Origin of the sequence: Streptomyces sp. TRM68367 (genome assembly GCF_014495685.1) — a bacterium.
In the GTDB taxonomy this organism is placed as follows: domain Bacteria; phylum Actinomycetota; class Actinomycetes; order Streptomycetales; family Streptomycetaceae; genus Streptomyces.
Window position 1 is genome coordinate 1 of sequence record NZ_JACTVI010000087.1, and the last position, 19,590, is coordinate 19,590.

At 71.1% G+C, this 19,590-nt stretch carries 13 protein-coding genes and 5 pseudogenes; 12 read left to right on the forward strand and 6 right to left on the reverse strand.

Annotated features, from left to right (window positions below; all coding sequences use genetic code 11):
* Positions 1-592, forward strand: a pseudogene (locus H8R17_RS35415) (hypothetical protein); the annotation flags it as partial.
* Between the two features lie 517 nt (positions 593-1,109).
* The gene (locus tag H8R17_RS35420; RefSeq protein ID WP_187827315.1) at positions 1,110-1,748 is read left to right on the forward strand and encodes a DUF998 domain-containing protein; all 639 of its coding nucleotides are present in this window, start codon (positions 1,110-1,112) and stop codon (positions 1,746-1,748) included.
* Here the strand turns inward: H8R17_RS35420 and H8R17_RS47725 are convergent.
* Positions 1,732-2,343: a hypothetical protein gene (locus H8R17_RS47725; protein WP_187827316.1), complete on the reverse strand. Its 612-nt coding sequence runs from the start codon at positions 2,341-2,343 to the stop codon at positions 1,732-1,734. The genes H8R17_RS35420 and H8R17_RS47725 overlap by 17 nt on opposite strands.
* Positions 2,344-2,594: 251 nt before the next feature.
* On the opposite strand from H8R17_RS47725, the gene H8R17_RS35430 reads away from it, so the two are divergent.
* From H8R17_RS35430 to H8R17_RS47730, 3 genes and pseudogenes are all read left to right on the forward strand, one after another.
* On the forward strand, positions 2,595-3,044 hold the full coding sequence (locus tag H8R17_RS35430) for a spore-associated protein (RefSeq protein ID WP_187827317.1): 450 nt from the start codon (positions 2,595-2,597) through the stop codon (positions 3,042-3,044).
* Positions 3,045-3,661: 617 nt separating this feature from the next.
* The gene (locus H8R17_RS35435) at positions 3,662-4,225 is read left to right on the forward strand and encodes a hemerythrin domain-containing protein (RefSeq protein WP_187827318.1); all 564 of its coding nucleotides are present in this window, start codon (positions 3,662-3,664) and stop codon (positions 4,223-4,225) included.
* Between the two features lie 443 nt (positions 4,226-4,668).
* Positions 4,669-5,190 (forward strand): annotated as a pseudogene (locus H8R17_RS47730) (MFS transporter); the annotation flags it as partial.
* Between the two features lie 48 nt (positions 5,191-5,238).
* On the opposite strand, the gene H8R17_RS35445 reads toward H8R17_RS47730, so the two are convergent.
* The 4 genes and pseudogenes from H8R17_RS35445 to H8R17_RS35460 form a co-directional block, all read right to left on the reverse strand.
* Positions 5,239-5,769, reverse strand: a complete 531-nt coding sequence (locus tag H8R17_RS35445) for a hypothetical protein (RefSeq protein WP_187827320.1) — start codon at positions 5,767-5,769, stop codon at positions 5,239-5,241.
* Positions 5,770-6,028: 259 nt separating this feature from the next.
* Complete coding sequence (locus H8R17_RS35450) at positions 6,029-6,703, reverse strand: lytic polysaccharide monooxygenase (protein ID WP_187827321.1); 675 nt, start codon at positions 6,701-6,703, stop codon at positions 6,029-6,031.
* A gap of 210 nt (positions 6,704-6,913) precedes the next feature.
* A pseudogene (locus tag H8R17_RS35455) lies at positions 6,914-8,886 on the reverse strand (DUF1996 domain-containing protein).
* A gap of 191 nt (positions 8,887-9,077) precedes the next feature.
* Complete coding sequence (locus H8R17_RS35460) at positions 9,078-10,607, reverse strand: FAD-dependent oxidoreductase (RefSeq protein ID WP_187827322.1); 1,530 nt, start codon at positions 10,605-10,607, stop codon at positions 9,078-9,080.
* Positions 10,608-11,256: 649 nt separating this feature from the next.
* Here H8R17_RS35460 and H8R17_RS49505 point away from each other — a divergent pair.
* From H8R17_RS49505 to H8R17_RS35480, 4 genes and pseudogenes are all read left to right on the forward strand, one after another.
* Positions 11,257-11,661, forward strand: a pseudogene (locus H8R17_RS49505) (ATP-binding protein); the annotation flags it as partial.
* A gap of 754 nt (positions 11,662-12,415) precedes the next feature.
* Positions 12,416-12,703 carry a roadblock/LC7 domain-containing protein gene (locus H8R17_RS35470; protein ID WP_316959623.1) on the forward strand — a complete coding sequence of 96 codons (288 nt, stop codon included), beginning with the start codon at positions 12,416-12,418 and terminating at the stop codon, positions 12,701-12,703.
* Positions 12,628-13,668, forward strand: a pseudogene (locus tag H8R17_RS35475) (cytochrome P450); the annotation flags it as partial. The gene H8R17_RS35470 and the pseudogene H8R17_RS35475, both read left to right, overlap by 76 nt.
* Positions 13,665-14,891 (forward strand): cytochrome P450, encoded by a 1,227-nt coding sequence (locus tag H8R17_RS35480; RefSeq protein ID WP_187827323.1) that lies wholly within the window; start codon positions 13,665-13,667, stop codon positions 14,889-14,891. The pseudogene H8R17_RS35475 and the gene H8R17_RS35480, both read left to right, overlap by 4 nt.
* Before the next feature lie 121 nt (positions 14,892-15,012).
* Here the strand turns inward: H8R17_RS35480 and H8R17_RS35485 are convergent, their stop codons facing one another.
* Complete coding sequence (locus tag H8R17_RS35485; RefSeq protein WP_187827324.1) at positions 15,013-16,536, reverse strand: helix-turn-helix domain-containing protein; 1,524 nt, start codon at positions 16,534-16,536, stop codon at positions 15,013-15,015.
* A gap of 259 nt (positions 16,537-16,795) precedes the next feature.
* Between H8R17_RS35485 and H8R17_RS35490 the strand changes: the two genes are divergently transcribed.
* The 3 genes from H8R17_RS35490 to H8R17_RS35500 all read left to right on the forward strand — a co-directional run bounded on the left by H8R17_RS35490 (position 16,796) and on the right by H8R17_RS35500 (position 19,524).
* The gene (locus tag H8R17_RS35490) at positions 16,796-17,416 is read left to right on the forward strand and encodes an L-threonylcarbamoyladenylate synthase (RefSeq protein ID WP_187827325.1); all 621 of its coding nucleotides are present in this window, start codon (positions 16,796-16,798) and stop codon (positions 17,414-17,416) included.
* A gap of 155 nt (positions 17,417-17,571) precedes the next feature.
* A complete protein-coding gene (locus H8R17_RS35495) occupies positions 17,572-18,327 on the forward strand; it encodes a dienelactone hydrolase family protein (protein ID WP_187827326.1) in 756 nt (251 codons plus the stop codon).
* A gap of 258 nt (positions 18,328-18,585) precedes the next feature.
* A complete protein-coding gene (locus H8R17_RS35500; RefSeq protein WP_187827327.1) occupies positions 18,586-19,524 on the forward strand; it encodes an MHYT domain-containing protein in 939 nt (312 codons plus the stop codon).
* The last annotated feature ends 66 nt before the right edge of the window (positions 19,525-19,590 follow it).

Consider the following 19,590-nt stretch of genomic DNA (forward strand, 5'->3'; position numbering starts at 1 on the left):
GCGCCGCGACCCGGACCGGGAGCGGGAATGGGTGATGCTGGTCGACGGCGCCCGCCATCAGCTGGACCTGATCCATGATCAGTGCGACACGCGCGGGCTGGAGGTACGCCTGCTGATCGACTTCGTTCACGTGCTGGAGTACGCGTGGGGCGCGGCCTGGTGCTTCTTCGCCAAGACCGACCCCGCCGCCGAGAGCTGGGTCGGCGAGAGGGCCCTGGAGATCCTCCAGGGCCGGGCCGAGCAGGTCGCCGACACCCTCGAAGCGCACGCGGACGCGGCGGAACTGGACGGCCAGCGGCGCTTGGGGGTGGACCCAGCGCGACCCAGGGCCGACCGGATGCTCGCCGTGATGGTCGACCACCTGGTGGCGGACCTGCCTGGTCAAGCGGCACGGGCAGCTGCGCACCACCTCACTCATGTGCTTGCCGCTGTAGGGAAGTTGAACCGGCGGAAAGGGTCGCCGAGACACTGCGCGCCGCGCTGGAGGAAGTCGCGGCAGCGGATGACGTGTGGCTGGGGCCGCAGGACACCGCGGGGTGGCCGCAACGGTACGTGCGCCGCCCGGCCCGCCAGGACCGGCTCCCCAGGATGAGGCCGGAGCTGGGCGTATATGTGTTGCAGGCTGGCGTGGGGACGGCATGGGGGTTGCTCCGCTCGGTCCACCAAGACGACGCCCCGCCCCGGTGAGCTGACCCCGGCTTCGTGGTGGTCTGCCCTGGGTCTGGTGGAGTCGGGTCGCTGGAGAATCGACCGTCCAGCAGCCTCCGGAGGCCGTCATGCCCCGCAGCTATCCGCCGTCTTCTCTGGGGGTAACCGTGTGGCGCGAGGCGAGTGGGGACCACTTTGTGCAGCTCAGCGCCGGTGTGAGCGACCATGTCGCGTGCAACATATGTGGCGCTACTTGCGACGAAGCTCGATGAGAGGAGTCGTAAGCCTCGTTCCGCGAACTCCTATTCCCCCGCCGCAGTAGGGCCTGCCCCACACTGTTTTAGGGGGCTCGTCGGAGTGCCTGGGTCCGGCCCCGCATGATCGGCTGTCCGCACGTGATTCGCGTGACGGAAGGTGGACAGGTGAGAGTCAGGATCGGGTACTCGGCATGGATCGTGGGCGTGGTGCAGTTCTTCGTCATCCACTGGATTGCCGAGTCGGCTTGGGCCAGACCGTATAGCTGGGCGGGGAACAACATCAGTGATTTAGGCAACGCTCACTGCGCTCTGCAGCCAGATCCCGAGCCGCGGTATATCTGTTCCCCCGAGCACGGCCTGATGAATGCTTCATTCGTCGCCCTGGGAGTGCTGCTCGTTGTTGGCGTCGCCCTGACCGGTGGTGTCCTGTGGCGCAGAGGACGGGCCGCTGCCATGGCCCGCCTGCTGCTCGCGTGTGCCGGCGTAGGATTCGTGCTGGCCGGGTTGGCACCTGCGGACGTCAACGAGAACCAACATGTCCTGGGCGCCCTCCTCATCATGGCAGCGGGCAACATCGGTCTCGCCATGGCAGGGTTCGCCCTGGCAGAACACATACCGACCCCCCTGCGGTGGGGCACCAGCCTGCTGGGAGTCACAGCGATCACCGCCTTCGGACTGTTCCTCTCCCGCCACTACCTCGGTCTCGGCATGGGCGGCATGGAACGGGTCGCTGCTTTCCCTCTCCTGTTCTGGGCGCTGGCTGTCGGCGTTCGTGGCGCCATCCGTCGGGCAGGTCGTATGCAGGAGGCGACGCCGACAGAACCTCTCAGCCGCGCTGGCTGAGAGCTCTGGTCAGGTCCAGGTTGGCCTCTCGTGCGGCATCAAGGTCGGACCGACTCTCTTCCAACTTGGCAGTCAGCTCGACGTTTTGCTGCTCAAGCCTCGTGATCTTCCGCTGGAGTTCGTCGATGTCCGCCGGGGCTCCGAGCCCGGACTCCTGCCAGGCCTGAGCTCCGAGCGCCTGCGACAGTCGTTTCTCCAGCTGCTGAATTCGGGCGGCCAGGCGGGTGTTGCGAGCCTGGGCGTTGGCGAGGTCGGCCTGGAGTGAGGCCCGGCTCACCGGCGATCCGCCGACTGGGTCCTGGGCTGCCGGTTCGAGTTCGGCGGCGTGGACGATTTCGAGCAGGTCGCGGTGGCGGTAGAGGAAGCTGCGGTCTACTCCGGCTTGCCGGGCGTTCGCTTCGCCGCTCCGGCGAGGCCACGAACGAGGGGTTCCGGGAAGGCCGGTTCCGCAGGCGCGTGCGCGACAACCGATCAAGGCAGCGGCAAGCTTGGAGGCCGAGCTGACGACCAGCCGCGGCACCAGCGGGAGGCGCTGCGGCGGCGCGGGCCGACAGGCATTGTCGTAGGACAGCAAACGGCAGCCGAGCAGTTCCAAGCGATCATGCCATCACCACATGGCGACGCTCACGTCCACGCGCCTGCCGGTGTCTCATAGCCGGCAGCCCACGGCCGATCACGACACTGCGGCTCATCAGGAACAGCGCGCTGAGAGTTGAGGACCCCGGTGCCCGTCTCGGGTCACCCCTCAAGGCGAGAGAGTGACGGAAAAGACGATGCAACCCTTCGGGTGCCTCAGGGGTCACACCAGACAGGAGCAACCAACTCCATGACCAATGAGGGGGAAACGTGAAATCTGCTCGTTCCGTGCTGGCTGCCGTCGCATTAGCGGTCCTCTCCGCAGGGGCTACCACCGCGCTGGCGACGCCCGCCTCCGCCGCGCCCAACACCACACCGCAGAAAGTCTGCGGTAGCGGCTACAAGACCGTCAACTCGGCGCCCATCGGCTCACTGGGCACCGTCTACCTGACCTACAACGCCGCCAACGGCCAGAACTGCGTGGCCACGATCCGCACCAACCCAGGCACCGCCGCGGACATGTCCGCATGGGTCTACATCCCCGACACCGACGAGGGAGACTCGGACTCCGGGCAGTTCACGTCCTACGCCGGACCGACCTACGTGTACGGCAAGGGCCACTGCGTCGACTGGGGCGGCCACATCGCCGGCATCCACGTCCAGGTATCCGGCTCCAACTGCGCCGCCCTGAAGGAACACCGGGCCACGTTCACCCGCTGACCCGCCGCTCGGCGCGCGGTCATCGGGAGCAGCGCCCATGTCCGGCAACGCGCGGGAACATTCACCTCCGGCTCGCCCTGGCAGGACACCTCGAGTTCTGCCAGGGCGAGCGCGTGTGCAGGCGCCCTGAAAGAGCATCAGGGAAGGCACGCCCTCTGATTCTGGTGTGCAGTCGGCTCTCTCGCGGCGGGCGCCGGCAACTCGGTGGGAACAGCCTCTCGTATACGTCGATGTCGGCGGTGGCCTTGGCGCCGGTGGACACCGCGGACCAGCCCGGGCGCCTGCGGGCAGCCAGCTGACTGGACAACCGGTGTGGGCCCGACCAGGACGTGGTCCACCGCATCACGCGGTTGCCTCTGATCGGGAAGCCGGTCAAGAAAGGGTTGTCGTCGACGCCGGGGTCGGCCAGGGCGGTGCGCAGGATGCCGGGGATGTAGTAGAGGCCACGGTTCTGATGGCGACGCCGTCGTACTCCAGTCGCCCTTGGCCGCGGCCGCAGTCGGCGGTCGTGCCGATGATGATCGGCGTCCGCATCGTGTCACCCGGCCGAGTGGGGGCACTCGGGGGCAGAGACGGCTCCTTGGGGAGCTGTCGCGTCCGGACTGGAGGTGAAGGACATGGGGCATGGTGGAAACGTGATCGACGAGCTGGTGACCGATCACCGGGAGGTCGAGGAGATCTTCGGGCGGATCGAGGCGCTGCCGCCCAGTGACAAGAACCGGAAGGTATACGCCGACCAGGCCACTATGGAGCTCGTGCGGCACTCGGTGGCCGAGGAGGCCTATCTCTATCCGGCCGTGCGTGAGCATGTGGCGAACGGGGACGCCCTGGCCGACAAGGAGATCGACGATCACTCCAGGGCCGAGCGGCTCATGAAGGACCTGGACGGCTGCCAGGCGGACGATCCGGACTTCGACCGGCTCCTGGGCATGCTGATGAACGAGATCCGCAGCCATGTGGCCGACGAGGAGGAAAATCTCTTCCCCAGGCTGCGGCAGGCGTGTCCGACGGACGCGCTCGATCAGCTGGGCGACAAGGTTCGCCAGGCGAAGAAGATGGCGCCGACGCGTCCGCACCCGTCGGCTCCGAGCAAGCCTCCAGCCAACAAGCTGCTGGCACCGGGTGCCGGCCTGGTCGACCGGCTGCGGGACGCGTTCACCGGGAGGGGCAAGCAGGCCTGAGTCCGGTTGCGGCTCCGGCAGGTCGCGTCGTCGGGTAGTTCCGGGAGTGCTGCGCGTTCCCGGTCGGCGTGAAGGGGGTCCGTAGTCGCTGCGACGGGCCCCCTCTTCATGCCCTGATACGGGGTGCGGCGTCGTGTTTGTCGAATTTCGACGGTAGCTGGGCGGATGGCAAGGTAAGGCTGGTGGGATTTTTGCGGTGCATGTGAGGCGCGAGTGGTCAAGTGGCGTGATCAACCACACTCGCGCCGCAACTGACGGGCGGGCATGGGCATGTGGCGGTCGTACGGTGATGCGGCACGGTGCGGCGCCCTCGACTTGCCGGCCTGTCTGTAAGCATGGTCAGCGCCGTAACCGACTCGGTGGATGTTCATGGGCCTGCTGGGCGGCGCCGCAGTCGACCGGTGGCCGCGGAAGCTGACGGCCGCCGTCAGTCAGGTCATCCTCGGTCTGATCGCCTTACCACCGCCCTGCTGGTGGCGTTCGACCGGCTCGACAGCGTGCTCGCCGTCGACGGCATCATCGGTGGGGTGCTGGGTGCCCGGCTGCGCCGGCCCGCCGTCCGGATCGTCGGCACGCTGGCCGCCGCGGGCGCGCTGTTGCAGGTGGCGACCGGGCTCGCCGTCGCTGGCCGGGCTGCTGGTGCTCGTGCTGCCGATGGCCGTGGTCGAGTCCGTTTCGGACACCGCCGGGGCGGCCGTCCCCAGACCGACCCCCTGCCCCACCTGCGCGGGCGCATCCTCGGCGCCTGAGGCAGGCACCGGGTGGCGTCTCGCCGGACCTCCCGCTCTCGGCCTCCTCATGGAGCTGGCCGGGGCCCGTGGCGCCCCCGTGGCCGGGGGACGGATCATCACTGGTGCCGTCGGGGCGGGCTTCGCCTGTGGTCGCGCCAGTCCGCCGTACCGGTGTCCGCGCCGGCGAGGGAGAGTGCGGCCTCCGGTCGGGAGGCGCTGAGTACGGCGGCCTGATCGGGGCTCTGCCTCGACTCTCTGCCTGCCCTGCCCACCGGGCGCGACTCAGGCGATGAGTGCCTGGCCCGGTCCGAGGCAGTCAAGGAGCGCGGCGCGGTGGAGGGCGGCCACCGGTGCGACGAGGTCGGGATGGCGCAGCAGCGCCGCCGCCCGCCGGTCACCGTCGTCGGGTGCGAGCAGACGCCGGAACTCGACCGGGGTACCGATCGTGTGATCGCCCTCGGCGAGCGCGGCCACCGCCAGGCCGGCCAGTTCCGGGTCGGTGAGGAGGCTGACCGCCCAGCTCGCCACGACCTCGTCCACCCAGGTGCGCCAGGCGGAGTCCGCCGCCTCGTCGTCCCGGGCGGCGCCGTCCGCGCCGGTGATCCAGTCGAGCCGTGCCGAGCCACCGGGGCCCGCCATCCCGACCAGTGCGGCGTCCATGGCCGTGGGGTACCGCAGCCAGGCAGCGACCGTGACGGCCTGCCGCGCCTGCACCTCGCACAGGACGGAGGCCAGCGCACCGCCGGAGGGTGGGTAGGCGCGGGCCAGCCACTGGGCGGTGGCCGCGATGAGCAGGGAGAGATCTTTGGGCACTGCCGGGCCGTCCGAGGTTCTTCCGGTGGATCAGGAGCTTGCTGGAACAGGAGCTTGCGGAAACGGTAGCCCGCGGCACGGGCGGGAGGGGATGGGACGGAACCTCCTCGTGGCGTGGCTTCGGCCACACCGCGGGGCACGGCGGCTGTCTTCCCCTCTGTGCAGTTGTCTGGCCTCTGTGCAGCTGTCTGCCCTCCGTAGCGGTTCGTCTCCGCGCGGTCCCGCCGGACGCCGTCCGCGTCCGGCGGGGTTCGGCGGGTCAGCGGAAGTTCACGTCACTGCACAGGAAGTACGTCTGGTCCATGTGCGAGGCCTGCCAGATCGTGTACACAACGTGGCGGCCGGTGAGGCCCGAGGTGCTCACGGGGATCGAGTAGTTCTGGCTCGGGGCGTACTTGCCGGTGCGGGCGACCAGCTGGAGGTCGCTCCACTTCAGGGGCTGAGTGGCCGGGTCGACGCCCTGACGGGTGACGTAGACGAGGAAGTAGTCGGCGCCGTGGCTGGCCTGGTCGTACAGCTTCACGGTGAAGTTGTCGCCGATGTCCGTCGTCTTCCAGGCGCCGACGGCGTCGAGGGAGTTGTAGCGACCGCCCTCGGTCCGGCCGCCGCTGCACAACTGGCCGTCGGGGACGACGGCCTGGAAGTTGCCGGCGGAACCGTTGCGGTACAGGCCGTTCCAGTTCCACATGGCGTTGGGGTTGTCCTGCCAGGCCTGCCAGCACATGGGGTCCTGCTGGGCCATGTCCGGGTTCTGGAAGTCGCTCCCCCAGCGGAGCCAGCAACCGTAGTTGCGGGATGCCGGGTCGACGACGGAACCGTGGGCCACGGCGGTGCCGCTCCAGGGGAGCAGGGAGAGCAGGGCCGCGGCGAGCACGGTCAGGACGAGCGTCAGACGTGAGCGTGGAGGCCTCTTGGTGCGATCATGACAATTCATGATCTCCTTCTTTCGGATGTGGGGTTCCGGCGAAGATGGGAGCGCTCCCATCACACCAGCCTGCGCGCGATGAAACAGGGCGGCAACATTCGATTGCGCCACTTCTGCGCCACCTCGCGGCCGTGATGGCGCGTTCGATTCGTTCGAGACGACGGCAGGATCCCTCCCTACGGATCCTGCCGTCGTCGACGTGTCGCCCGGGGGCTGCTGTCAGGCGCTGCCGCGGCGCACGCGCCGGAGCAGGACGACTCCCGCCATCACCAGAAGCGCCCCTGCCGGGGCGGGCCACAGCTTCGCGCCCGTGTCGGCCAGGCCGCCGTTGACCTCCTGCGGCTCGGTCCGGTCGGCGCCGGAAGGGGGCAGGGCCTGGGCGGTCGGCGTTCCGGCGGTCGGCGACTGCGCGGCGTCGGCGGCATCGTCGCCATAGGGGTCCGTGGTTCCGGCCTGGCCTGCGGCCGCGGTGCTGCGGGCGGTGGGGGCCGTCGTCGAGCGGATCTCGGGTTCCGCCTTGCCGGGGGCGGAGCCGGCGTCCTGCGGATCAGCCGTGGCGGGAGGTGCGGCGGCGCCGTCGTCCTGCGGTTCGGTGTCCGGGGTGCCGGCCGTGGGCTCGGCGGGTTTGGCACCGCCGGTGTCGCCGGGCTCCTGTCCGGCGCTGCCGTCGCCCTCGGGCGGCTCAGGGTTCTGCGTCGGCTGCCCAGGTGTCTGGGTCGGCTGCTCTGGGGGCTCACCACCGCTCTGGTCGGCGCGGGAACCGCATTTGCGGCCCTCGTTGATGCAGTCGACCATCTCCCGCATCAGGGCCTCGTCGAAGACGTTGATGAAGTCGCCGTGGTCCGTGACCGGCTTGTGCAGCTGCTCGGGGAAGGAATCCACGGCGAACAGCGGGGTCGTGCGGCCGCCGTCCTTCAGGCTCGGGGCGTCGACGTCGTAGACGATGCGCTGCACCAGCTGCGGGATGGCCTTGAAGCCCTCGGGGCAGTTTCCGCTCGTGTCGGCGAAGGCCACGTGGGTGCGGTGGTTGGCGCTGTCGATGTTGCTGCCGTCCCAGCAGCTCTGGAACCTGAAGGTGCGGACCACGTCGCTGCCGCGCGGGCACAGCGGGTACTTGTCCTTCAGCTGCCGGTCCTCGAAGCCGGTGCAGCTCCAGGAGGCGTTGGCGTTGGCGGTGCCGTTGACGAACGCCTTGGCGTCACCGGTGATGATGCGCAGCAGCTTCGGCATGGCGGTGACCTCGCCGCGCGGATTGCCCACGAAGTCCAGCGTGACCTGCTTCGGCGTGACGATCTCGCCGGCGTTGCCCTCGATGCCGCCGCCCGGGAAGTTGGCGTCCTGCTCCTGGGTGCCGTTCTGCAGGCGCAGGACCGGCCAGTAGTAGGTCGACTTGTCGCCCTTGTTCTCGCAGCTCGTGTCGGCGTTGGCCAGGTCCTCGTCGCTGGCGAGGGCGTTGTTGGCCTGGTTGCCGACGTAGTCGTGGAAGTGGTGGGCGCCGTTGCTGACGCCCGGGGCGACGATGATGTTGTCGGAGTTGAACAGGCCGTTCTCGTTCACTCCGCAGCTGGTGGTGAAGGTGCCCCGCGAGGCGTTCCCTGTCAGGCGCGGGCCGGTCGCGTTGGGCGTGACGGTGGTGATGTCCGCGTCGTCGGCGGCGACGGGGCCGTTGCCCGCCTGTCCGCCGTTCCCGCCCTGCTGGCCGGCCTGGTCCCCGCCGCCGTGCTCCTGACCGTCCTGGTCCCTGTCACTTCCCTGGTCCTGGCCGGCGTTCCCGTCCTGGCCGTTCTGGCTGTCCGTGGCGTCGTTCGCCGTTGGCCGCAGCGTGCAGGCCGCGAGGGACTCCAGCCCTTCGGGGCGGTCGCCGACCCGGTCGATGGCGATCGCGATGCGCTCCAGGGTCGCGGTCCGTTTGTCCTTCAGCGGGTTCATGATGGCGTTGTCGCGAAGCCGGGGTTCTGCTGCACGGACTGCGCCGACGTCTGGAGTCGCTGGTTGGCCTTGGCGATCTGCTCGTCCAGGAGGGCGAGTTCCCTGTCCACCTCCGCCTGGGCCTGCTCGGGCACCGAGGTCAGGCGGGCGGCGGCGTCCGGGCAGTCGATCGTGGCGGCGCCCGGGGCTCCGCTGGTGGTCTGCCGGGTCTGCTCCCCGCCCGAGCCGTCCTCGGTCGCCGAGGCGTAGACGTTCGCGGCCATGAGTCCGCCTCCGCCGAGGATCAGCGCGACCGCGGCGAAGTCGTGCGTCTCGGGCCTGTCGGGCGTCTGCGCTTGTTGCGTCTCAAGGGAGTACTCCTACGCTGCGTGGCGGACCGGGCATGAAATCCCCCGGTCCCATACACGGGCGGGTCCCGCTGTGTTCACATGTTCCGGGAACTCTTGCGAAACTCTCAGATCTCACGCCGCTTCAGGGGATACACGGCGGGGCCCTGCAGGACGTGTCCGTCCGGGTCGAAACGGGAGCCGTGGCAGGGGCACTCCCAGGCGCGTTCCGTCCGGTTGAACGCGACGAGGCAGCCCAGGTGGGTGCAGCACGCGGAGACGGCGTGCAGCTGGCCGTCGGCGTCTCGGTGCACGGCGCAACGCCGGCCGCCGATGTGGACGACGGCGCCGTCGCCGGGGGCGATGTCGTCGGCCGAGCCACTGGTCAGGGCGGGCAGGCGGTCGCCGACGAAGTGCCGTGCCACCTGGGCCTGGTGCTTGAGGAACTCGGTGCCCTCCCGGACCACGGAGGCGATGCGGCGGGGGTCGTACAGCTCGCTCCAGGGCGAGGCGCGGCCGGTGATCTGGTCGCAGATGAGGCGGCCGGCCATGATGCCGCCGCTCAGTCCCCAGCCGCCGAAGCCGGTGGCGACGTAGGCGTGGCGGCTGCCGGCGTGCAGCGGCCCGACGAGCGGCACGGAGTCGGTGGAGTCATTGTCCTGGGTGGCCCACCGGTGGGTGACGGTCAGGTCGCCGAAGTGGCGTTCGGCCCAGTCGGTGAGGCGCCCGAAGCGTTCCTCGATGTCGCCGCCGGTGCCCGGGGTGAAGTGCTCTCCGGTGACGATGAGCAGGCGCTGTCCGTCCCCGTGGGGCGCGGTGCGGACCGAGCGGGTGTTCTGTTCGGGCGTGATGTACATGCCGCCCGGGGCTTCGGCGGAGCCGATGGGGGCGGCGATCACGAGTTCGCGGCGCGGCGAGAGCCGGGTGAACAGCAGGGCCCGGTCGAAGACGGGATAGTGGGTGGCGACCACGACGGACTCCGCGGCGACCCGCGTGCCCTGCTCGGTCTTCAGGACGCAGGGGGTTCCCTCGGTGAGTGCGACGACGCGGGTGTGCTCGTGCAGGCGGCCTCCCCGGCGCCGGATGTCGTCGGCCAGTGCCATCAGGTACTTGCGCGGATGGAACTGGGCCTGGTCCGCGACCCGGACCGCGCCCGCGACCGGGAACGGCAGGTCGGTGTCCGTGACGTACTCGGCGGGCAGTCCGGCCTCGCGGGCCGCGTCCGCCTCCGCCTTCAGTGCGCCGGTCCGCCCCGGGTCGAGGGCGAAGGTGTAGGCGGCCGTCTCCTCCCAGTCGCAGTCGATGCCGAGGCCGGCGGTGATCTCGGCGGCGCGGCGGATCGCCTCCGTCTGCGAGCGTGCGTACAGGCGGGCCCCCTCGCTGCCGCGGGTGCGGCGCAGGTGGTCGTAGACGAGGGTGTGGAGCGCGCTGAGCTTGGCCGTGGTGTGGCCGGTGACGCCGGCGGCGAGCCGGTCCGCCTCCAGCACGGCGACCTCACGCCCGTGCCGGCTCAGTTCCCAGGCGGTGCTGAGTCCGGCGATGCCTGCGCCGACGACGGCGACGTCCACCGTGAGGTCGCTCTCCGGGGCGGGCGCCAGGTCACCGGGGGGTGCCGTGTCCAGCCAGTACGAGCGGTAGGTGTCCGCGGGCTCTCTCATGCCCGCCGGGTTCCCTGGCCGGTACCCGGTCACACGGGAGAGCCGCTCGGGAGCGTTCATGTAGGTGAACGGCGCCATGCTCGCCGCGCCCTCCGCGCCAACTCGCCCAATCTCCACGGCATTTCCGACAGTTGGCTCAGAAGTGAACGGGTCGCGGACAATTTCGGAGCGAAGTGTTCCGTCAACCGTGCGAGAGCGGTCGATGACGGTGTGTACTGTGCTGCGAGCACCTTCGCCAGAGGGCCGGAGCTCGTCCTGTCCGACGTCCCATGGAACCGATTCGATGATCGAACTACCGGACCTGGTTGTCGGCGGTCTCGCCGTCGGCACGCTGTCCGCGCTCGCCCTGGGCGGCGGGTTACTGCGGTCACGGCGTCAACTGGCCACGCAGCGCGCGCGGACGGCCGCGTTGCACAACCAACTCGACGGCGCGTTACAGGCGTTGACGGCCGAGGTGGAGCATCTGGCGGCGCGGTGCTTGCCCGCCGCCGCCCGGCAGCTGACGCATCCGCACGTCAGCGTTCCGGGTCCGCTGCACCCGCAGACGTCCGGCTCGCGGCTGGGCGTCGCGCTGGAGGACGTCCTGCACGGGCTGCGCGCCGAACTGGCCGCGCAGCGCACGCGGATCGACGCCGCGGCACAGGCCGGGATGCGCGGGGCGACGCGGGAGATCCAGGCGGCGCTGTACCGCCTGCAGGACGCCCTGCGGGGGCTGCAACAGCGCTACGAAGACCTCGAATTGGCGCAGACCCTGTTCGAACTGGACCACGAGAACGAGCAGTCGCTGCGGCGCGCGCAGGTGGCGGCGGTGGTGTGCGGGGCCTGGGTCGGGCTGGCCCGCGAGGAGTCCCATCTCGTCGACGCGGTGACGGGGGGTCAGGCGCGGCTCGCGGGATACCACCGAGTCCGCGTGCACAACCATCTTCAGGCCGGGACCGCGCTGGTGTCGCACGCGGTCGAGCCGGTGGCGATCACCGTCGCCGAGCTGCTCGACAACGCGCTGCGGCACTCCGCCCCGGACACCGACGTGGTGGTCAACCTGGAGCACGTCTATCACGGTGTGTGCGTCACGGTCGACGACGCGGGGCTCGGCATGACGCAGGACGAACGGACCCGGGCCCAGCGGACGGTGGCCGGTTCCGAGCCGATCCTGCTCACCGACCTCGGTGACCCGCCGCGTATGGGGCTCGCCGCGATCGGTCAGCTGACCCGGCAGTTCGACCTGGGCGTGGATCTTTCGTCCCCCTCGCCGTACGGCGGCGTGCGCGCGGTGCTGCGGGTCGACAGCCACCTGCTGACCCGTATCGACCCCGAGGAGAAGCCGCCGGCCGCCAGCGCCCCGCGCTCCACCCGACGGGACCTTCCGGACACTGCGGAAGCGCCCGACGCGTCGGACGCCGGGGAGAGCGGGACCTGCGCTGCCGCGTCCGCCACGTCCCACGGTTGCGGGGCCGAGCCGGACGGCGGCGCCGTCACCCCGTACCGGAGCACCGGGACCCGCGGGACTCCGGCGGGTTGCCGCAGCGTCGGCGGCGCAGGCCTCCGGTCGCGCAGACCGGCGGCGCCCACGACACGCCCCCGCGGCGTCCGGCCCGCGGCCCCGAGGAGGCCGCCGCCGCACTCGGCGCGCTGCAGTCCGGGACCGCCGCCGCGCGTGCCGCGGCCGGGCCGGACGGCGGTGGCGCCCCCTTCGGCGGAGCCGTACCGGAGCGCGCGCGGGCGCGCGGGCAGGCCGACGGGACGGCCGCCTCCGCCGACCCCGCGCGGCACGAAACCGAACACAATGACCACGAGGGGGGAGCGGCTCGATGACCAGCCGCGAGACGGGCGACACGGCGTGGGTGCTGGAGCCGATCCTGCAGGTGCCGCACGTCGTGGCCGCCGTCCTGCTGACCAGGGACGGGCTCGTGACGGGCTACACCGACGCGCTCACGCGGCCGTCGGCCGAGCGGGTGGCGGCGATCACCAGCAGCGTGCAGGGGGCATGCCGTACCGCGGCGGCCGCGTTCGCCGACCGGACGATGCCGAGACCTTCTCGCACGACCCGCGGCCGTGGGAGGCCACGGTGCCCGACGACTCGCCGGTCCTCGGCATGATGCGGTGGCGGCCCAACACGCTGTTCGCCGACGGCGCCGCGCTCATCCGCTACCGCACCACGCTGATCGACACCTTCGACCCGGTCGAACCGCACGACCTGCGGGGCCGCGTGCACCGGGCGGTGCATCTGCTCGTGAGCCGGTTCGGGCCGCGTGGCGAGGCCGATCTGGTGGGCGACTTCGCGCGGCCGCTGATGGCGCTGGTGTTCAACAGCCTGTTCGGGCTGCCGGACGACCAGAGCGACCGCCTGAACGCGGCACTGGGCAAGATGATGGAGGGCGGCCCGCAGGCGGCCGAGGGCGAGGCCGAGTACGGCGGGTACGTGCTCGAGCTGATCACCGCCAAGACCGAGCGGCGCGGCGACGACCTGCCCAGCCGCCTCCTCGACCACCCGGCCGGGCTGACCCCGGAGGAGGTCACCTGGCAGGTGTTCCTCACGCTCGGCGCGGGCCACGAGCCGACCTCGAACCTGGTGTCGAACGCGCTGTCCAGGATCCTGGGCAACCCGGCGTACTACTCAACGCTGACCAGCGGTGCCCGGCCCGTGCGGGACGCGGTGCTCGACGTGCTGCACCACGAGACGCCGCTGGCGAACTACGGCATCCACTACGCCCGCCGGGCCATGACGTTCCACGGCGTGTTGATCCGGGCCGCGGTGCCCGTGGTGATCTCCTACGGGGCGCTCGCGCATGCCGCCGAGCAGGAGTACGGCGCCTCCCGCAACCCGGGTGACGCCTCGCACCTGTCGTGGTCGGCGGGTCCGCACGCCTGCCCGGTCAAGCAGCACACGCTGCTCATCGCCATCGAGGCGATCGAGCGGCTCACCCAGTGGCTGCCCGACCTCGACCCCGTGCTGCCGCGCGAGCGCCTGACCTGGCGGCCGGGCCCCTTCCACCGCTCGCTGACCGCGCTGCCCGTGCGGTTCAGCCCCCGCTCCCCCGACCATCCTGGAGGACCGTCGTGACCGTCACCGACCGCATCGCCCTCGACCCGCTCGGCGCCGACATCCCCGGCGAGATCGCCCGGCTGCGCGCGCTCGGCCCGATCGTGCCGGTCGAGCTGCCCGGCGGCATCCCGGCCTGGGCGCCCACCGGATACGAGGTGCTCATGGAGCTCGTCCTCGATCCGCGGGTCAGCAAGGATCCGCGGCTGCACTGGCGGCTGTGGCCCGAGGTCGGCGAGCATCCGTCCTGGGGCTGGATCCTGGGCTGGGTCGGCGTGGTCAACATGCTCTCCACGTACGGCGCCGACCACGCGCGGCTGCGCAAGCTGGTGGCGCCGAGCTTCACGCACCGGCGCACCGAGATGATGCGGCCGCGGGTCGAGGCGATCACCGCGGAGTTGCTCGACGGCCTCGACGCGGCCGGCGGGGAGGCGGTCGATCTGCGGGCGGCGTTCGCGCATCCGCTGCCGATGCGGATGATCTGCGAACTGTTCGGTGTCCCGGAGGAGATGCGGGAGGACACCGGGCGGCTGATCGCGGCCATCATGGACACCTCCGACCCGAGCCCGGAGCACGCCGCGTTCGTGCAGCAGCAGATCGGGACGGTGCTGCCCGCGCTCATCGCGCACAAGAGCGCGCACCCGGGCGACGACATGACGACCGAGCTGATCCGGGTGCGGGACGAGGACGGCGACCGGCTCAGCGACGAGGAACTGCTGTACACGCTGCTGCTGGTGATCGGGGCGGGCTTCGAGACCACGGTCAATCTGATCGGCAACGCGGTCGTGGCGCTGCTGCGGCATCCAAAGCAGCTGACGGCGGTGCGCTCCGGGGAGCTGGGCTGGGACGCCGTGGTGGACGAGACGCTGCGGGTGCATCCGTCGATCGCCTCGCTGCCGCTGCGGTTCGCCGTCACCGACCTGACCGTCGGTGACGTGACCGTGCCGGCCGGGGACGCCATCATCACGACGTACGCGGCCGCGGGGCTGGACCCCGCCCACTACGGGGCCGGCGCGGACGTCTTCGACGCCACGCGGGCCGCCGACGACCATCTGGCGTTCGGTATCGGGGTGCACCGGTGCATCGGCGCGCCGCTGGCCCGGGTGGAGGCGCTGACCGCGCTGCCCGCGCTGTTCGAGCGGTTCCCCGGGCTGCGGCTGGCCGCGGCGGGCGACGAACTGCGGCAGGTGCCGTCGTTCATCGCCTTCGGCTGGCAGGAGATACCGGTACGGCTGCGCGGCTGAGCCGCGCCGCGGGGGCGCGACCGGTCCCCCGTTCCGGTCGTGCCCCTGCGGGGTGTCGAACTTACGTCCCGGGCGCAGTGGTTGTGAACCGCGTTCATGCCCGTTGCTGCGGTGGGAGGACTCAGCCGTGCACAGGTGAGTCCGGATGGTCCGGCTTCGTCCCGTGGAGGGCGGGTCGGTCGAGGTCTCCGACGGCCAGGTGGGCGAGGACGACCTCGTAGAGGTCGCTGCCGCCGGCGAGCAGCTGGCGGGCCAGGACGGGCTCGGCGCTGCGGACGTGTTCGCGCACGGTCTGCGGGTGGACGCCGAGGGTCTGCGCGGCGCGTTCGGCGTTGCCGCCGGCGGCGATCCAGGTGCGCAGGGTGCGGCGCAGGTTGCGGGTGTCCGGGTCGAGGCGTCCCAGGAAGTCCTCGGCCCAGGTGCGCACCGCGGGTCCGGCCAGCGGGTCGGCGAGGCCGGGGGCGGGATGTCCGGTGTCGCCGGTGAGGGGCGCGTCCTGGAGGCCGGCCTGGGCGTTCAGCGCGAGGTGGACGACGGCGCGGGCGGTGAGGTCGGTGAAGTCCGTGCGCAGCAGGCCCTCGACGCGTTCCATGCGGGCGCGGACGGTGTTGCGGCTGACGCCGAGGATCTTGGCGGTGTTCACGGCGGTGAATTCGAGGCCGAGCCGGGTGGTGGCGAGGAGTTCCGCGCGGGTGTGGTGGGCGAGCGTGTCGAGGGGGTGCAGGACGCGGGCGGTCCAGGTGCGCAGGGCGGCCGGGTCCATCAGGCGCTCGGCGCGGGTGCGCTCGGCGTACACCGCGGTCCTGTCCGGCCGGAAGCGTGCGATGGCGAGGGCGCTGACGGCCTGTCCGTAGGCGGTGGCGGTGCGGGCGAGGCTGTGCCGGACGCTGCCGCCGAGGTAGGTGCCGGGGTGCCGTTCGACCAGCGACCGCAGGGCGGGGGCGAGGTCCTCGCGGGGGACGAGGACGATCACGTGCCCGTCGGTGGCCGGGCAGCGGACGACGAGGGCCTGTTCGTCGGTGGCGCCCAGGCACGCCTCGGCGAAGCGGTCGCGCTGCGCGGGGTCGGTCTCGACGACGTAGACGCACGCCGTGTCGGTGTCGAGCAGGCCGGGCCAGAGTCCGGCGGCGACGCGGCGCGCGGAGACCGTGTCCTCCACCATGAGCAGTTGCAGGACCGCCAGGCGCAGGTCGGCGGCGGCCCGTCTGAGCCGGTGTCCGGCAGCGGTGGACTCGTGGGCGGTCAGCAGGAGTTCGAGGACCTGGGCGGTGTGCGTGACGATGTCGGAGGTGTGCCGGTCGAACGGGGCCTCGCGGGAGACGGCGAGGACGCAGGACCTGGCCGGGTGCGGGTGCGGGTGGTCCACTTTCACCAGGCGCAGGTGGCTGCCCTGCCCCTGCCAGGCGGCGGAGGCGATCCGTCCGGTGGCGATGCCGGCGACGAGGTCCTGGTCCAGCGGCAGGCGGGGGCCGGCGAGCAGGGTGCCGGTGGCGTCCTGCAGGGACACGGACGCGTGTGCGGTGCCGGCGAGCCAGGCGACGACCCTGCGGATGTCGCGGCCGGCCGGCCGCAAGTGGTCGAGCAGTTCCTGCGCCCACGCCGGCTGCCCGTCCGACTGCCGTATCGCGTCCTCTCTGCCTGTCACCTCGGTGTTCTCCTCGTCGTGCAGTGCCGTCCCGCGGCCCCATCGGTGGACGGTACCTCACGGGTTCGCCTGGGCTCATGCCGCGCGCGCCGTAGGGGTTCTTGTGGCCTGCGCGAGTGCGGGCGCGCTGTGGCTTGGCGCGCCCACGCGGCGGAGCCGGGCATCGACTCAGTCCCGCGCCCCTGGGTTGGCTCGCTCAGCCCTCGTTTTCAGAGGCGGCGTGCGCGGCCAGGGCGCGTGGGCGGCATAAGCTCGATGGATGGCGAAGTACTACGACGTGCACCCCGACAATCCCCAGCCGCGCTCCATCGCCCAAGTCGCCGACGGTGTCCGTGCGGACGCGCTCATCGCGTATCCCACGGACTCCTGCTACGCGCTGGGCTGCCGGCTGGGCAGCCGCGACGGCATCGACCGGATCCGGGCGATCCGCAAGCTGGACGACCGGCACCACTTCACCCTCGTGTGCCAGGACTTCGCGCAGCTCGGCCAGTTCGTGCGGGTCGACAACGACGTGTTCCGGGCGATCAAGGCGTCGACGCCCGGCAGCTACACGTTCATCCTGCCCGCGACGAAGGAGGTGCCACGCATGCTGCAGCATCCGAAGAAGAAGACGGTGGGCGTGCGCATCCCCGACCACGTGGTCACGCAGGCGCTGCTCGCCGAGCTGGGTGAGCCGCTGCTGTCCAGCACACTGCTGCTGCCCGGCGAGGAGGAGCCGATGACGCAGGGCTGGGAGATCAAGGACCGGCTCGACCATGTGCTGGACGCGGTGGTGGACTCCGGGGACTGCGGTACCGAGCCGACGACGGTCATCGACTTCTCCGGCGGGGAGGCCGAGATCGTGCGGCACGGCGGGGGCGACACCGCGCGGTTCGAGTAACCGGTTCCCCAAGATCCGGACAAGGGGCTCCCAAGCAGGCGTTCGGCGGCGGGGGCGGGCGGAAACGCCCTTGCCGGGGCGTGCCACGATGGCCATGATCCGCCCGTCACGGGACGGGTCATCGGCGACATTCCCCACAGAGAGGCAGCCCAGTCATGACCGCCGTACAGGCAACCGCTGTCGACGTCCCCACCGAGGACGGCACCGCCGACGCGTATCTGGCGCACCCCGGCGACGGGGGCCCGCATCCCGCAGTGCTGCTCTACATGGACGCCTTCGGGCTGCGGCCACGACTGAAGGCCATGGCCGACCGGCTGGCGGGCGCCGGGTACACGGTGCTGGTGCCCAACGTGTTCTACCGGCACGGGCGCGCGCCCGTGGTCGAGATGCCCGAGTTCATCGATCCGGGAGCACGGCCGGAGATCTTCGAACGGCTGCGCCCGATCATGCAGGACCTGACGCCGGAGCAGGCGATGCGCGACGCCGGTGCGTATCTGCGCTGGCTGGCGGAGTGTCCGGCGGCGGCCGACGGGCCGGTGGCGCTGACCGGCTACTGCATGGGCGCGGGGCTCGCCCTGCGCACCGCAGGCACGTACCCGGACCGGGTGGCGGCCGCGGCCGGCTTCCACGGCGGCCGACTCGCGACGGACGCGCCGGACAGCCCGCACCTGGTGGCCGAACGCGTTACCGCCGAGCTGTACTTCGGCCACGCCGACGACGACCCCTCGCTTCCGCCGGAGCAGATCGCCCGCCTGGAGGAGGCGCTGACCGCGGCGGGCGTACGGCACCGCTGCGAGATCTACGCGGGCGCCGGCCACGGTTACACGCAGGCCGACACCTCCGCGTACGACGAGGCGGCGGAGGAGCGGCACTGGGCGGCGCTGCTCGACCTGCTGAAGCGGACGCTCTGACCGCCCGCGGACGCGGACACGGATTGCAAACACGAACGATTCCCCGTCCCGGTGGGTTCCCGGGACGGAGTTCGGACGCAATCACGGGAGGGCCTGCCCGCGACGAAAACCCCTCAATGTGGCTTGATTTCATCGCCGCGTGACCAAAGTGAATCGGCAATGCTTCAAACTTCATCGACTACTGGCGGTAAGCCCTTGCATTTGCCCCGTAGACCTGGCTTCCTGCAAGAAGCCTTGACTCGGGGGGAGTTGGCGCACATGGACGGCACGGTCGACGGGTTCCGCTACGGGGCGGTGACCCCGGTGGCGGCGTATCTGATGGCTTGCTTAGGCGGAGCGCTGGGGCTCCGCTGCATTGTCCGGTCTCTGCTCAACCAGCAGTCCTGGAAACCCGGTTGGCTGGCGCTGGGCGCCGCGTCGATCGGCTGCGGCATCTGGACGATGCACTTCATCGCCGTGATCGGCTTCCAGGTCGAGGAGACCCGGATCCGCTACGACGTGCCGACGACCGTGCTCAGTCTCGCCGTGGCGGTCGTCGTGGTCGGCATCGGCGTGTTCACCGTGGGCTACCGCGGTGCGAGCACCAGCACGCTGGCCGTCGCGGGCGTCGTCACCGGTCTCGGGGTCGCCGCGATGCACTATCTGGGCATGGCCGCGATGCGGCTGGACGGGGACATCCGCTACGACGCGTTCACCGTCGGGCTCTCCATCCTGATCGCGATCGTCGCCGCGACGGCCGCGCTGTGGTCGGCCGTCACGGTCCGCGGCTTCCTCACGAGCCTCGGCGCCAGCCTGGTCATGGGGGTGGCCGTGTCCGGTATGCACTACACGGGGATGTCCGCGGTCAGCGTGCATGTGCACGACACCGCCGGCGAGTCCTGGGCCGGTGACTCGCCGGCCTCGCTACTGCTGCCCATGCTGCTCGGGCCGATCATCTTCCTGGTGCTGGCCGGGGTGGTCGTGATGTTCGACCCGCTCCTGGTGCTGGGCGAGAGTGACCTGAACAGGTCCGCCGCGGCCCGGCGTTCCGGCGGCGGCGCCGGCTGGGGCACGACCGACTCCGGGTCGCTCTTCGAGGGACGCGTCTCGCGGTCACAGACGCACTCGGCTCCTTCGGGCAGGCCGGACTCCGCCCCGGTTCGCCAGGGGGCGTCCTCGTACTCGCACGAGGCCTCCATGCGCGGCCACGAGTGGTGACGGCCCGACACCAGCAGGGCTCCATTTCCTGAGAGTTCTGGAGATCACCCCAACTCTGCCCCTCAA

Coding starts and splice junctions, on each gene's coding strand:
- H8R17_RS35435 (WP_187827318.1), top strand. CDS start 3,662: ATGGGGCATGGTGGAAACGTGATCGACGAGCTGGTGACCGATCACCGG.
- H8R17_RS35450 (WP_187827321.1), bottom strand. CDS start 6,703: ATGAATTGTCATGATCGCACCAAGAGGCCTCCACGCTCACGTCTGACG.
- H8R17_RS35460 (WP_187827322.1), bottom strand. CDS start 10,607: ATGAGAGAGCCCGCGGACACCTACCGCTCGTACTGGCTGGACACGGCA.
- H8R17_RS35470 (WP_316959623.1), top strand. CDS start 12,416: ATGACCAGCCGCGAGACGGGCGACACGGCGTGGGTGCTGGAGCCGATC.
- H8R17_RS35490 (WP_187827325.1), top strand. CDS start 16,796: ATGGCGAAGTACTACGACGTGCACCCCGACAATCCCCAGCCGCGCTCC.
- H8R17_RS35495 (WP_187827326.1), top strand. CDS start 17,572: ATGACCGCCGTACAGGCAACCGCTGTCGACGTCCCCACCGAGGACGGC.
- H8R17_RS35500 (WP_187827327.1), top strand. CDS start 18,586: ATGGACGGCACGGTCGACGGGTTCCGCTACGGGGCGGTGACCCCGGTG.